Genomic DNA, 14,837 nt, shown 5'->3' with positions numbered 1-14,837 from the left:
CCGCTCTTCTTCCAAACGATCCTGCGGTGCTTGGCGGTAACTTGGAATGCCTGCAACACCCCGAGAATCGATTTGGACAGCAGCCAATAGAAAGCCGCGTATACAAAAGCGAGTCCGATTACGATAGCCATAGGGACTCGCTTCGAGAGGCTTGGCTGACCGTAACGGAAATCTGCACTGAGGCACGGCGATTCAACGATGACTTTCGCAGGGCGCTCCAAACAGTGGACGCAATTGCCAATGCAGCCGACGGTTCCTAGGTGAAAGCGTCACTGGGGAATCCCGCAGGAACAGACCTGCTATTCAGCCGGAGCAAGCTGTACCAGATGCAACGTTCTGAAGATGCACGGGACACTCAGTTATTCATCCCGTGATCCGCAAGCCTTATCAATTCATCTATCGATACGTCATTGAATCCGCGCTGTCGCATCTTCTTGATAAAAGCCGCTGTCACTCCATGATCTTGCATGCGGACCAATTGCTCGATCGGTAGATTGTCGTAGCCTGCCTCTTTGATCTCGCGGATGTATCTCGCGGTGACACCATGGTCTTGCATCCGCACCAACTTCTCTAACGGGAGCCGAGTATAGCCCAGCGATTCAATCTCCTTGATGAAGCTCGCGGTGAGTCCGTGATCCACCACTCGGGTCAACTGCTCGAGCGAGAGATCCGTGTAACCCGCAGCTTGAAGCTCACGGATGAACCGTGGCGTGACCCCGTGATCCACAGTTCGGATCAGGGTCTCGACGGGTATATCCTTGAACCCGAGCGCATCCAGCTCCCTTATGAATTTCGGGTTCACGCCGTGGTCCACCATCCTTGTCAGCAAGTCGACTGACTGGACGCTGTAGCCTTGCGCCTTCAATTCGCGAACGTAGTCGAGACTCACTCCGTGCTCGCCCATTCGAACGAGTTGATCGAGCGACGGGCGTTCATATCCCTGCGCTTTTAGCTCGTCGACTAACGCAAGGCTGACATCGCTCAGCGTCATCGAAAACTGCTGTGCTTCGCTGGGAGCTTGATAGCCTCGCCTTTGAAGCTCGGCGGCGAATGTCGGGCTCGCGGCGAAAACGAAATGTCCGGAGCCTTTGCCGTCCTTGAACCAGCCTTCGCAGTTGAGCGTCCCTGCATCGCGAACGAGTTGGAACTGGACGCGCGACCCCGCGGACATTACCTGGTTTTGAGTAAGTCCCTGGAACCGCTCTGGCTCAATCGTGAAACCCGACATGCTCTGGCCGCGCCCTATTCTGCCGGACCGGTATGTGAACGTCACCTGGTAGCGGTCAGCCACGCGAGACGGTTCGATTATCCACTGTCCGGTGTAGGAATCTTGAGCGCTCGTCTCACAGGTGGCCAGCGAACCGATCAGCAGGCTTAAGACGGTGATTACTCCGAGTATCGTAAGGATAGAAACAGGTTTCTCTCTCATCTCACACCTCCGAACAAATGTGGTTACTTGTCAAAGCCGTGGATCTTCAACTCAACCAGTTGATCGATCGTAGCGTCGTTGAACCCGCGCGTCTTCATCTTCTGAATGAACCCCGGACTGACTCCGTGTATTCGCATCGTTACAAGCTGGTCCGGAGATACGCGCTCGTAGCCCAGTGCCTTGATCTCTCTTATGAACCCCGTGCTCACACCGTGGATGCGCATCGCGACGAGTTGATCCATTGAAACGCGGTCGTAGCCAAGCTCCTTCAACTCCTTGATGAATTCATTCTTCACGCCGTGAATTCGCATCGCGATGAGTTGATCGATCGGCGGCAAGCGATAACCTGCGTCTTGCAGTCCTTTGATGAACTCGGCGCTCACACCGTGTATGCGCATCGCAACGAGCTGATCGAGGGGCTGGTGCTCATATCCGAGCGATTTGAGCTCTCGAATGAACTCGGGCCTCACGCCATGAATTCGCATGGCCACCAGATTATCGACCGGCACCTGGTCATATCCCTCGTCCTTCATCGCCTTGATGAATTGCGGATCGGCGCCGTGAATGCGCATAGCGAAGAGATTGTCGGTTGTCAGGTGGTCATAGCCGAGCGTGCTCAACTCGCGAATGAATTGCAGACCTATGTCGTGCACCGCCATCGAAAACAAGGTCTCTTCCGTCATCCTTTCGTGGCCCAGACTTCTCATTTCTGAGGCAAAGTTCTGATTTGGTGTAAACGTGAAATGCCCCGAGCCGTTGCCATTCTTGAACCAGCCTTCGCAGTTTAGCGTTCCGGCGTCGCGGACAATTTGAAAGTTGACCGCCGAGCCGCTGCCCGAGGCTTGCGCGATGGACAGGCCTCTCAGAGCGTCGGCTCGAATGTCGGAGGACGATGAGTGGTGGCCGCCTCTTTCACTTCGGCGGTTGATCGTCAGATATACGCGGTCGCCGCCGGGCTTCGCCTCGAGCGTCCACTGTCCGCTCATCGACTCTTGCGCCGCCGTGGAGGCGACGCACGCATAACACAACAGCGAGATCGACACGACCAGCGCCGCTCGCACACTGTGTTTCAAAAGGTCATTCTTGATGTTCATTTCACCTCCCAAGCGCACACTTATCCTGGACCGGGCGGAGCCCGGTTGCTTTCGAGCTGATGAGGCCGACCTGGTCCGACCTCGTTATTTTTTTCGGGACGACGGGATGATGTTCAACCGCCGCAGTTCTACGAGCTGATCTATGGTCACATCGGTGAATCCGCGGCTCTTCACCGTCTGAATGAATTCCGGAGTGACCCCGAATATCCTGAGTTCAACAAGCTGGTCCGCGGTTATGCGCGGATAACCGGCCTCTCTAATCGAGCTGATGAACCCGGGGGTGACTCCATGAATCTTCCACCCCATCAGTTGATCCGCGGTCAGGTTCGTGTATCCGAGGGCCTCGAGTCCCTTGATGAATTCGGGACTGACGCCGTGAATCCTTAAGCCCGTTAGATCGTCCGGCGAGAGCTTTCCTCGGATGATGGATCTCATCGCCTGAATGAACTCGGGGGTAACGCCGTGTATCTTGAAAGCGGTAAGCTGATCTCCAGAAAGACTCGTGAAGCCCAGGTCCTTGATCTGCTGGATGTACGCCGGAGTAATCCCGTGAATCCTGAACGCGACGAGCGAGTCGGGATCTGCATTGCCCACTCCGGCTGCTTTGATCTCGTTGATGAATTGCGGAGTCACCCCGTGTATAGCAAACGCTACAAGCTCATCAGCATCCAGCCCGTTTAGTCCCAGTGCCTTGAACTGGTTTGCATACCCCGGTGAGACGCCGTGAATCTTCATCGCGATAATTTCGTCCACCGTAAGCTTCTTGGTTACGGTCCCGGCCAGCTCGCGGACAAATTGCGCGGTCACTCCGTGAATCTTGAGCGTGACCAACTGGTCGACCTTCAAGTTCGTCAGACCGGCAGACACCATTTCGGAAATGAAATCCTGCGGGCTCGAGGCAGGTTCCTGCGCAGGCGGCTCCGATTGGGTAGTATCGTTCTGAGCCTGATCCTTCTGGGTCGGGGCGTTCTGATCCTGAACCGTATTTGCGGGATCGGTGCGCGATGCTTCTTCGGCGTGATTGAACGCCTGCTCTCGAGTGACTCGGTCAACGGTTGGCAAAATCGAATTCGTTGTTTGACCAGCAACCCTCGAATCAGAAGCAACAGACGTGAGCGTAACCGCGTCTTGAACGGCGGCCGCTTTGACATCGCGTGAGAGAAGCGCGGTTTCGGCGGCCGCGAGCAAGCCGAAGACCGTCGCCAGAGCGAGGACACCGGCCAGCCAGTTCTCAAACCCGTAGCGCGCCGGCGCGCGATGTCGAAGCAGGCGTTGAATCCTGACGAGCAGCGACCCGCCACTTGCCGCGACGGCGAGATGCGGCTCGACGACGCGCAGTTGTTCTAACGCCGCGAGAGCGCGAGCATAGGTCAATACGTCTCCGCACGCGGCTACGGCAAGATCGTCGCAGCAGTGCTCACGCTCCTGGCGGATCTGCCGCGACACCCACCAGACCGCGGGATGATAGAAAAGCAATGTCTCGATCGTTGTCTGGAGCAGATTGACCAGGTAATCACATCGGCGGATATGCGCCAGCTCGTGCGCCAGCAAGGCTTCCAACTGCTCCGCGCTCAGCCCGGTGACCGCGCTGACAGGAATGAGAATGACAGGTCGAAGCCAGCCGATCACGGTCGGCACTTCGACAAGCACCGATTCGCACAAACGAACGGGGCGCGAGACCCGTAGCCGAACACAGAGCGCGATGAGTTTTTCTTGCCAAAGCTGTACGACTGCGCTGTCGTCGACTCGCTTGAGTCGCTGGGCGGTCACCAATCCTCCCGCGAACCTCAGCGACAGAAGGAGCACTCCCAAGAACCACAATGCCAGGAGCCACGGCATAGCTAGTGGGAGCCGGTCGGCCGCCCACTGTTTCATCGGCGAACCGTGGGGAGCAGCAGCGGGTTCGACTTTCGAGGTGATCGCTTGCTGATCGTCCGTCGATCGCGCGATCGGGTTTGCCGGCTGAGCTTGCCCTATCGTGTCCGAAGGTGCGCCGGCAAGCGAAGGTTCCTGTGCGCGGATTACCGCGAACATAGTTGCCGCGGGAGCAATCAGCATCAGCAGCATTGCAAAGCAAGCAGAGGCGTACCGAACATTCGAGGTGGACCGCCTAAGCAGAACGCTCACGCTGGCGTAGAGAATCGCGACCAGAGCGCCTTCCCAGATGAAATGAATCAAGGTCCAGCCAAGCGCCTGGAAAACCGGTTTGCCCAACAGCATCTCTATGCCGTTCATCATTCCGTTCATCGGGCACCTCGATCAAGCTCGTCCAAAATCTCTCTGATCTGGGAGAGCTCTTCGCGAGAGGCCCCCTTCTTGGTGGCCAGGGCGTGCATCAGCAGATTCGAGGCTGACCCGTCAAAAACCCGATTGAGCAAATCGCCAACCATTTGCCGCTGGGTCAGATGCTGGGCGAGCTGAGCTTCGTAAACGTGCGCCCGCTGCTCCTCATTCCTGCGAACGAGCCCCTTCTCCGTCATGATTTGGAGCATCTTGAGAACGGTTGTATAGCCGGTCGGCTTGTTCTCGTTGAGAGCCTCTTGAACCTCGCGGACGGTGCTGGCCCCGCGCTGCCACAGCACCCTCAGAATCCCAAGCTCTGCATCGGTTGGCCGAGGCGGCCCTTTCTTTGGCATCGTCATCGATCCCCCTGTTTTGTCAGGCCGCCATACTACTACGAAGAACTTCGTAGTGTCAACGAAAATCTTCGTAGTGCCGTTTTTAGGGTCTCCGGTGAGTGGCGACGGTGGTGAGATGGTTTCAAGTTTCTGTTGATTGGCAGTACTATGACAGTCAGTTGGGAGGTCATATGTCAAAACCTGTGGAGCTAATGCCGGCGACAGAGTTAGCGGAAGAGATCGATGCAGTCCTTGATGGCCTGAGGACCTCTGATCAGCCTCTCACCGAGGAGGGTCGCCCCTCGGCCGTGATGCTAAGCGTCGCAGCCTACGAGCGGGCCGAGCGTGAACGGCAGATCTTACTATTGCTGGCCCGCGGCGAGAGGGAGATCGCCCGATCAGAAGGTCATGACCTCGACGACGTGCTCGCAGAGGCCGACGCCATTCTCGCTAATGCGCCATTGTGAAGATTCGGTTCACCAAGTCCGCCCGCGCTCAGTTCCTAGCCGCACTGTCCTACATCACAGCCTTCTGAACATTGTTCCTCCCACGTTGGAAGACTAGCGAACCGTTGGCCGTCGAGCTTTCCTTTGACTCTAGCGCTCCGGTTCGTGTAGGAATGTGGGCGTTCACAAAGCAAGCTTCAAAGGACTTGAGATGAAAAACAGAATCGCCCTGTTAATTCCGCTCTGGTTGATCCTCGTTTTCGTTTTCCCTCAACCACAAGCTGCGCAGGCAACTGCCGATCCTCAGCTTGTCGCCGAGATCGCAAAGATCAAAGCCATCGACAATCACGCGCACCCGTTGCGGTTCGTCCCTGAAGGAGACAAACCTGATGACGAATACGACGCTCTGCCTCTGGAGGGGCTCGAACCGTTCGCGCTGCCGCCGCGACTCAATCCCGCCAATCCGGAATACATCGGCGCCTGGCGAGCTCTATACGGATATAAGCACGATGACATGAGCGAGGCGCACGTTAAGGAGTTGATGGCAGCCAAACAACGCGTTATGCGCGAGCGCGGCGACGGCTATCCCGCATGGGTGCTGGACCAAATCGGCATAGAGACGATGTTTGCCAACCGTGTAGCCATGGGGCGTGGCCTTCAAGCGCCTCGTTATCGATGGGTTTCATTCGTCGACGCGCTGATGGTCCCGCTCAACAATGAGGCAGCGCGCAGGTCGAATCCTGACTATCGAGTCTTCTATCTGGGCGAAGACCAATTGTTGAAACGCTACCTGGCGGAATCAAGAATAGACTCGCTTCCCGCGACCCTCGATGAGTATGTGAAAAAAGTTGTGACCGCGACGCTTGAACGCCAGAAACGCGACGGCGCGGTAGCCGTGAAGTTCGAAGCGGCATATCTGCGCCGGCTCGATTTCGATGATGCGCCGGAGACCGAAGCTCGGCGCGTCTACGCTAAGTACGTCAAAGGCGGCGAGCCCCCGGCAATCGAATACAGGTCGCTGCAGGATTATCTTTTTCGCTACATTGCGCGTGAAGCCGGCCGCCTGGGCTTGGCCGTTCACATTCACGCCATCGATGGCGTCGGCAGTTTCTACAAGCAGAGCGGCAGCAATCCATTGCTTCTCGAATCGGCGTTCAACGATCCTGGCTTGAGGAAGACCAGCTTCGTCATAGTGCACGGCGGTTATCCGTTCACCAAGCAGACGGCATCGCTGATGAGCAAATCGAACGTCTATGCGGACTTCTCGGCGCAAACGTTTCTGCTCTACGCGCGTGCGCTCAGCGACGTGTTGCGCAACTGGCTCGAGTTCTATCCCGACAAAGTGCTGTTCGGCACCGACGCGTTTGCGCTCACCCCTGAGATTGGATGGGAGGAGGGAGGATGGCTCGCGATCACCAGCGCGCGACAGGCGCTGGCGCTGGCGCTGACCGGGATGCTGAATGACGGCGAGATCACTCGCGAGCGCGCGATTGAATTGGCCCGGATGGTGATGCGCGATAATGCCGTCAAGCTGTACGGCTTGAAATCTCAATGAGTGCGACAGGGTGATAAGCTTAACCAAAGTGAAGCACGCTCGATTGATCTTGTTGTCTTTTTTGATTCCGATGATCTTGTGCTGTCGAGCGGGCGGCGATCGTTCTCCGGTGATTGCAACATTGAACGGGCACGACATACGGCGCGATGAGTTCGAGCGTTTTCTCCAATTGAAGATGGGCGAGTTCAGCGGCGCCGAAGGTTCCAGTTCGCTTCCAAGCGAGGTGCTTGACGAGTACCTGAAGCGCCGGCTGGTGCTCGACGACGCGGCGCGCCTGGGGCTCAGCGTGCTCAGCTCCGAGATCGATCAGACAACGCAAGACAACCCGCAAATGAAGTCTTCGGTCACCAGCGCCGCTGCTCGCGAAGAGCTAGCTCGCGATTTGCTGGTTGAAAAATACTACCGCCAGGTTGCGCTGCGCGATGTGCGGGTTTCCCCGGAAGAAGTCCAGCAGTACGTCGAGAAGAACCAGTCGCGACTCACCGATCGTCCGGGTTTCCTGGTGCGCGAGATTCGCGTTCAGTCTCGAGAGGAGGCTGATCGATTGCGCGGCGAGGTTACCGAAGGCCGCCGCGACTTCGCCTCCGTGGCGCGGCTTCATTCCGATGCTCCAAACGCCGAGCAAAGCGGGCTCGATCGCTACGACGAAGGCCAGCTTCCGGAGGTGCTTGAAAAGGCGGTGGGCCAACTCGGGCCCGGCGACGTTAGCCCGGTGATCGAATCCAACTACGGCTTTCACATTTTCAAACTGGAGCAACGCATTCAGCCTCATGCGATTGAAGAGCGGCGCTCGAAGCTCGACGACCGCCGCGCGCAGTTGACCGAAGAGCTGATCGCCCTGAAGAACCAGCAGGCGGTCGATAAGACGATCGAGCGCCTCACATCGGAGGCGACGATCAAAATCAACGACGCGGCTCTGGGCTTCACATACACGGGACAGCTCAGGCATAATTGAGCTTCACACCAGCCCAAACAAATGATGCGTGATGCGTGATTCGTGACAGGAGGGACGCCTGATAAGAAGCTCCGGTCACGCATTACGCATCACGCATCACGAAAGAGAGGATGTGCCACATGAAGTTCATCATAACGACCCTGGCGATCGGGTTCGTGCTCGCGTTCGCGACAACCGCACGCGCGCAGGACCCGGAACTGGTCAACGAAATCGTCGCCCGCGTCAATAACGATATCGTCACTCTCGCTGACTACCTGAATGGGCTCCGCGACTTTAAGGAAGAACTCGTTCGGCAGATGGCAGGCAAGAGCGAAGCCGAGATCAAGGCGGAATTCGAGCGGCTCAAGTCTTCGGTGCTCGACTACATCATCGATGATCTGCTCCTCGAGCAAAAGGCCAAGGAGCTCAACCTCGACGTCGAGGCCGAGGTTAACCAGCGGATGAAAGAGATAGCGGCTCAGAACGGGTCTCCTAACGTACTCGCTTTCGAAAACGAGCTCAAGAAGCAAGGCGTAGATCCGGAAACCGCGAGGGCGTCGATTCGCAAGCAACTTCAACAGCAGTACGTCATTCAACGCGAAGTGCTTTCGCCGATCTTCCAGCGCTTGAACGACAAGGACAAACGCGACTTTTACGACAAGCATAAGGAGGGGTTCACTGTGCCGGGCGAGGTGACGCTTTCGGAAATCTTCCTGCCCCTGGAGGGTCACACCGCCGCCGAAGTGGATCAAAGAGCTAAACGTTTGGTCGCCGAGCTTCGCGCCGGCAAGGACTTCGCCGTCGCGGTGCAGGAGAACTCGCCAGCGGGCCGCGCTTCTCGAGCGCAGAATGGCAAGCTCGGGGTCTTCAAGCAGGGCGAGCTTAAAGAAGACATTGCCGCCGCAATCTCAACTCTCAAAACCGGAGAGGTAACCGAACCGTTGAGACTCCAGGACGGATTTCAGATAATTCGCCTGGACGATCGCAAGGCTGCTAACCTGCGCGCGTTTGAAGAACCCGATGTGCAGAGTGCCATCGGCCGGGCGGCGACGATGGAACGCGCGGACGACGCTCGCAAGAAGTATCTGAAGAAGTTGCGCGAGGACGCCTTCATCAAGATCGCGGACGGTTACGTTACTGCTCAAGCCAAGCCCGCCGATAAGACGGACAAGAACTAGCAGAGGAGCACGCAAGGGAGCAGAGGAGAATCGGACCGCCACACTTTTCCCTGCTCACCTGCATGCGTGCTTGCCCACATGCGCCTCGACAACTTCCTTAAGCTGTCACGACTCGTGCCTCGCAGAACACTGGCCCAGGAGGCGTGCGAAGCAGGCGCCGTGAAAGTAAACGGCTTGCGTGCAAAGAGCGCGCACGAAGTACGAGAAGGAGATCTCCTTTCAATCAGGCAGCGCGGCCGAATGACTACCGTGCGCGTGCTCAAGGTCCCGTCGAAACCGCCGCCCAAGCGTGAGGCGGCGGCGCTGTGCGAGACAGTGAGCATCGAATCATACAACGTCGATTAAGAGCGGAATGCGAATGCGGTACTGGCCGCCCGTTAGGATTTCAGCAGCGGCATGTGATTGAGCTCCACGTTGTTTTCGCGGCATACAATCGCGACTAACCGTCAATGCCCAAACGATTCACAATCGAAGAGCACGTCCGTTGGTCGGACATCGACCGCGCTGGGATTATCTACTATGGTCAGTTCCTCAGGTTCTTTGAGATCGCCGAGACAGAACTGTTTCGCGCGGTTGGCCTGCCGTATTCAGAAGTCTTTGATCGCTTCGATATCTGGCTTCCGCGGGTGCAGATCCATTTCGACTTTCGCAAACCGCTCATGCTGGACGATCCGATTGAGGTCTCGGCTTATGTCGGCCGTTTCGGGACCAAGTCGCTGACGCTTCGGTTCGAAGTAAGCAAGAAGGGCGAGACAGATCTGGTAGCCGACGGCCACGTCGTGCTTGCCTGTGTGTCGAGATCGACGTTCAAGTCCATTCCTGTACCGAGCGAGGTGATCGAAGCGCTCAGGCGCTACGTTGTTGAATAAAGGCTTCCGCCCTCGCCGGATCTCGTTTCGGTCACCCTATTGACTCCTCGCTTCCAATGGAATTCATTTCTTGGGTCCGCTTGCCCACGACGTTTTGACACATCGCTGACCGTCCGGTTGCATTGGTCCAACTTAGACCTTAACCTACATACCTTGAATGCGGATGGGCGACTTTGCGTTTCCGCTCGAATCCGCTCCTTGCTTGCGAGGTGGAGATGGCAAACAGACACAACTTCCTGGGCGGCGCCGCAATTGATCCGAAGCCCGTGACCGGCTCGATGACCGTGGCCGAACTTGTCGACACGGCTTTTCTAGCTTACAACGCGGCGCGGCTACGCGAGGCGTGCCGGCTCTTCGTCGAGAAGATGCTCGAAGACGATGTGACCATCGGAATGAGCCTGACTGGAGCGCTGACCCCCGCAGGTCTGGGCATGTCGGCAATCATCCCGCTCATCGAGAATGGCTTTGTCGATTGGATTGTCTCAACGGGTGCCAATGCCTATCACGACACCCACTTCGGGATTGGGCTTCGAATGCACCGGGGCAATCCGCAGACCAGCGACGTTGTACTCCGCGAAGAGGGGATTGTTCGCATCTACGACATATTCTTCGAGTACGACGTGTTGCTGTCGACCGACGAGTTCTATCGCAAGATGATCGAAGGGCCGGAGTTCCAACGGGAAATGAGCACCGCCGAGTTTCACCACCTCGCGGGCAAGTACGTCGCCGAACGCGAACGCGTGCTGGGGATCGGGCGCAAGAGCCTGCTTGCGGCGGCGCACGACGCGGCTGTTCCCGTTTACACCTCTTCGCCCGGCGACAGCTCGATCGGAATGAACGTCGCGGCAAAGGCGCTTACCGGCAACAAGCTGCGCTACGATGTGAACGCAGATGTAAACGAAACCGCGGCAATCGTTCTCGACGCCAAACGCAGCGGTGGCAAATCAGCGGTGTTGATCTTTGGCGGAGGTAGCCCAAAGAATTTCCTGCTTCAAACCGAGCCGCAGATTCAAGAAGTGCTGAAGATCGAAGAGAAGGGTCACGATTACTTCTTGCAGGTGACCGACGCTCGGCCCGACACCGGCGGCCTGTCGGGCGCGACTCCGAGCGAAGCGGTAAGCTGGGGCAAGATCGACCCCGACCGCTTGCCCGACGCCGTTGTGTGCTATCTCGATTCGACGATCGCGCTGCCGATCATTACGTCATACGCGCTGGCTCGTCACAAGCCCCGACAGCTCAAGCGTCTTTACGACCGTCGCGCTGAGATGATGAAGCTGCTGACAGACGAACATGCTCGCGCGCTTTCAAATGAACCGGCTCCCGCCCATGAAGCGCACAGCCTCGATCGAATCAGATAGGCTGTTCAAGTCGAGTCTATCCTCGGGCTGTTGTTGCTTGGTTAGAACTGGCACAATGGTTGATACGATTCAAAGTCCGGAGGGCTGTGAGTGACTGCCCGTCGAGGAGTAGAAACTATGAGATCAATTCTGTTACGCCGAGTTACGGTGGTTATCGCTGGTATCGTATTATGCGCGTCGTTGCTGTTGCCTACTCAGGTTGTAGCCCAGGGAAACGGTCGCGGACGCGGCCAGGCAAAGAAATCTCAGAAATTCATCAACGGTCATGACGCTCGTTCAGGACGCTGGGATGGGCGCGGCCCCAGGCCCAGGCTTGGTGTACGGACGTTCCGCCGCAATGGTCGTCACCGTGGCTGGACGATTCGACGACATAAGAAAGTTCGGGTGCTCTAACGTTCGCTGAAGCGCACAACTATCGGTCAAAGCAAGCACTGTCGAGCATCGCGATAGGTTGAAGTCGCCATCCTCAATTCAGAACTGTAACTTCAAAGCCAATTGAATCGAGCGTGGACCGCCGATTTGATAAAGCGGACTCAATCCTGCTCCCTCTCCAAGACTTCGACCAAACATTTGTAGCGACTGCCCGAAGAGATTTATGTTGTTGAAAAAAGGATTTGGATCAGCGAAATTAGGATGGTTCATGACATTGAAGAGATCGGCCCTGAATTGAAGAGTCAGTCGTTCCGCTAGATTGAATCTTCGCCGGAGTGCTAGATCCAACTGAGATACAGGAAATCCTCGCAAGCTGTTACGGCCCAGAGTGCCTTGCTGGTTCGGCGGCGGGATCGAAAACGCAGCCCGGTTGATTCGACTGCCTCCTGCCACCGCCGGATCATCGAGATACAGAGGAACGCCTAGAACCAGGTCGGGACGATTGACAACGGGCACGCCAAACAGCAGTCTGCTCATAATTACATTCACAGGGGTGGCTGTTCGTGCTCTGAACATAGAATCAACAGACCAGTTGCGCAGAATCGCGCCGACAATCCCTGTGAGGGCCGGCGACGGAAAATCGTAAGTCAGCGCCCCAGAGAATGAATGGCGTACGTCAAAGTCAGACGGTCCCCGATTTACGTTCGGTTCTATCCTGGCTGCGGGAACATTGTTTCCTGTCTCGGTAGAAGCGCCGTCAATCGAGTGCGACCACGTATATGAAGCGAGGGCCTGCAATCCACGCGACAAGCGCCGATGATATTTCGTTTGCAGAGCGTGATAGTCCGACGTTGCCGCATTTCTCACGACTGCCAATCTGCGGAAATCAGGATTCGGGAGATTAGAGCCGCTCAGTGTCTCGAGGCGCAGCAGATCGCGGCCCACCGCGGCCACATATGAGATTGAAACTGCCTGGTCGGGGCCGAGCGATTGCTCTATTGACACGTTCCATTGATACGTCTTCGGCAGCTTCATATCAGGATCATACGCAAACAAATTGTATGGGGGGTCGAAGCTGAAAGCGGGCGGTCTTGCCTGTTCACTCGCGAGCGGAAAGGGGACGTCAAGCAGGAACATCCCGGAGCCGAAAGGGGATATGGCTCTTCCCGCTGGACCGGTGCCAAGATCATAAAGGAGCCCAATTCCGCCTCGCAGCACGGTTTCGAATCCCTTCGACTGAAATAACTGGTATGCTGCGCCCAGCCTCGGAGCAAAGTTCTTGTAAGAAGCTCGCCACAGTGGGGTCCCTATCGGAGCCAGGCTCATGGTAGCCGGATCGTCAAGGCCGCTGACGGTAAAAGGCCCGTTGCCATTTTTCTCTCTGGGAGGCGGATTGTACTCCCACCGAAGTCCGAAAGTGAGCGTTAGTCGTCGTTGGCTTGCTTTCCACGTGTCCTGTGCGTATGGAGAGACATTAGTGAATAATGGGAAGACTCTGCCAAACGTTGCCCCAATTTCCACGGACGGTGCAATGCCCGATACGAGCTCACTGGTATCAGAGAAATTGACTATTTGCGAGTACGACGATTGATTTGATATTGGGGAAAGCCGTCTATAATCAAATCCAAATTTGAATTGGTGGCCGACCGCAAGCACCGACAGGCTTTCAACCACATTGATCTGGCGCTGCAGATTGTCCGCAACCTTTCCAACGAGGTAAGCCGTGCCTGGCAGCGAGATCTGAAAAAGGGCATCCCGGCTTGCGGTGAACGAAGGGAAAATGACTGAGTCAGCGGGAGGAACTGCCCCGCCGAGTTGGTCCAGTACAAATCTCGTGCTTGCGCCGGTCCTGGTGTAATTGATTCGGAAGTCATTGCTGACGGACGGAGAAATGGCCTGCGTTAACCCCAGCGTTGAGCTTTGGGTCTTGAATGAATTTAGACCAACGTTATTCAAAGTAAGTTCCGGGTCCCGGAAAATCGCCTTAGATGGAGCGTGGTTGTATCTGCCAAATAGTGTTGTACCGGACCCTAAAGTGTGATCTGCTCGGATGCTAGTAGCGTCCAGACTCGATGGGTCTGAATAGCCGGCGCTGAACTCTGAAAACCCGCCTTGTAGCTCCTCGCCGTTAGGTATCGGGAAGGCGTTCAAGAATGGTTGAATCTGTGGCAAAGCGCTGCGTCGCAGGCTCAACGAAGGGACCTGGCTAATGCGAACCTCCGGCAGGCGCAGACGCAATCCCTCGTACGAAAAGAAGAAGAATGTTTGGTCCTTAATGATTGGGCCACCCAGCACCCCGCCAAAATCGTTCTGACGCAGCGCCGGCTTATTCAAGCCCCTGCTGTTGGCGAACCAGTCGTTGGCATCGAGCGCATCATTTCGAAAGTAATTAAAGACAGTCCCATGAAACTGGTTTGTGCCCGAGCGTGTTAAGAGCGAAACCTGGGCACCAGGCGTGCGGCCGAACTCAGGCGCATATGTAGAAGTCAGGATTCGGAACTCTTCCAAGGCATCAACAGAAACAAGGTTACTGGTGGTCCCGAGAGCGTTGAACGCGGGCACCGTCCCTCCGGCAGTTTGGCCGAGAGACAGGCCGATTGCGATACCAGTGTTGGAGCTGACACCATCAATCATGAAGTAATTGGCGTTGTTGCGCTGCCCGTTGACGCTGAACTGTCCCTGTTCTGCACCGGTTGATTTGGTAAGGACAACTCCCGGCGTGAGCTCGATCAGAGCATGAAAACTCCTCCCATTCAGCGGTATATTCTCTACAAATTGACGATCGACCAGTATGCCGATAGCGGCAGATTCAGTCTGAACAACGGACCCGCCCTCGACGATGATAGATTCGCTAATGTCACCCGTTTTCAGTTTGATATTTATTGCAACATGACCGCCGACATTTAGTTTGAGGTGGCTTACTTCTGCGGTTGCAAATCCCTGTCGTTGAGCCTTCAAGGTGTAGCTACCGGGTGGAAGCATCG

12 protein-coding genes are annotated in these 14,837 nt (G+C 56.4%); 7 read left to right on the top strand and 5 right to left on the bottom strand.

What is annotated here, in order from left to right:
- Positions 1–355: 355 nt before the first annotated feature.
- The 4 genes from AABO57_09090 to AABO57_09075 form a co-directional block, all read right to left on the bottom strand.
- Positions 356–1,429, bottom strand: a complete 1,074-nt coding sequence (locus AABO57_09090) for a hypothetical protein (GenBank protein ID MEK6285881.1) — start codon at positions 1,427–1,429, stop codon at positions 356–358.
- A 23-nt stretch (positions 1,430–1,452) separates the two neighbouring features.
- On the bottom strand, positions 1,453–2,523 hold the full coding sequence (locus tag AABO57_09085; protein ID MEK6285880.1) for a hypothetical protein: 1,071 nt from the start codon (positions 2,521–2,523) through the stop codon (positions 1,453–1,455).
- Positions 2,524–2,607: 84 nt separating this feature from the next.
- A complete protein-coding gene (locus AABO57_09080) occupies positions 2,608–4,770 on the bottom strand; it encodes a M56 family metallopeptidase (protein ID MEK6285879.1) in 2,163 nt (720 codons plus the stop codon).
- Positions 4,767–5,165 (bottom strand): BlaI/MecI/CopY family transcriptional regulator, encoded by a 399-nt coding sequence (locus tag AABO57_09075; protein MEK6285878.1) that lies wholly within the window; start codon positions 5,163–5,165, stop codon positions 4,767–4,769. The genes AABO57_09080 and AABO57_09075 overlap by 4 nt, the downstream gene beginning before the upstream one ends.
- Positions 5,166–5,332: 167 nt before the next feature.
- Between AABO57_09075 and AABO57_09070 the strand changes: the two genes are divergently transcribed.
- The 7 genes from AABO57_09070 to speY all read left to right on the top strand — a co-directional run bounded on the left by AABO57_09070 (position 5,333) and on the right by speY (position 11,481).
- Positions 5,333–5,608: a type II toxin-antitoxin system Phd/YefM family antitoxin gene (locus tag AABO57_09070; protein ID MEK6285877.1), complete on the top strand. Its 276-nt coding sequence runs from the start codon at positions 5,333–5,335 to the stop codon at positions 5,606–5,608.
- 190 nt (positions 5,609–5,798) lie between these two features.
- Positions 5,799–7,142, top strand: a complete 1,344-nt coding sequence (locus tag AABO57_09065; protein MEK6285876.1) for an amidohydrolase family protein — start codon at positions 5,799–5,801, stop codon at positions 7,140–7,142.
- Between the two features lie 10 nt (positions 7,143–7,152).
- The gene (locus AABO57_09060; GenBank protein ID MEK6285875.1) at positions 7,153–8,097 is read left to right on the top strand and encodes a peptidyl-prolyl cis-trans isomerase; all 945 of its coding nucleotides are present in this window, start codon (positions 7,153–7,155) and stop codon (positions 8,095–8,097) included.
- Positions 8,098–8,216: 119 nt separating this feature from the next.
- Positions 8,217–9,254: a SurA N-terminal domain-containing protein gene (locus AABO57_09055; protein ID MEK6285874.1), complete on the top strand. Its 1,038-nt coding sequence runs from the start codon at positions 8,217–8,219 to the stop codon at positions 9,252–9,254.
- A gap of 78 nt (positions 9,255–9,332) precedes the next feature.
- A complete protein-coding gene (locus AABO57_09050; GenBank protein MEK6285873.1) occupies positions 9,333–9,599 on the top strand; it encodes an RNA-binding S4 domain-containing protein in 267 nt (88 codons plus the stop codon).
- A gap of 104 nt (positions 9,600–9,703) precedes the next feature.
- On the top strand, positions 9,704–10,123 hold the full coding sequence (locus AABO57_09045) for a thioesterase family protein (GenBank protein ID MEK6285872.1): 420 nt from the start codon (positions 9,704–9,706) through the stop codon (positions 10,121–10,123).
- 215 nt (positions 10,124–10,338) lie between these two features.
- On the top strand, positions 10,339–11,481 hold the full coding sequence (speY, locus tag AABO57_09040; GenBank protein MEK6285871.1) for a deoxyhypusine synthase: 1,143 nt from the start codon (positions 10,339–10,341) through the stop codon (positions 11,479–11,481).
- Between the two features lie 471 nt (positions 11,482–11,952).
- Here speY and AABO57_09035 read toward each other — a convergent pair whose 3' ends face one another.
- On the bottom strand, positions 11,953–14,835 hold the full coding sequence (locus AABO57_09035) for a TonB-dependent receptor (GenBank protein MEK6285870.1): 2,883 nt from the start codon (positions 14,833–14,835) through the stop codon (positions 11,953–11,955).
- Positions 14,836–14,837 lie beyond the last annotated feature (2 nt).

It is taken from the genome of Acidobacteriota bacterium (assembly GCA_038040445.1).
Classification (GTDB): domain Bacteria; phylum Acidobacteriota; class Blastocatellia; order UBA7656; family UBA7656; genus Onstottus_A; species Onstottus_A frigus.
Note: the sequence above shows the minus strand (reverse complement) of the source record. Positions and strands in the feature narration are given on the sequence as shown.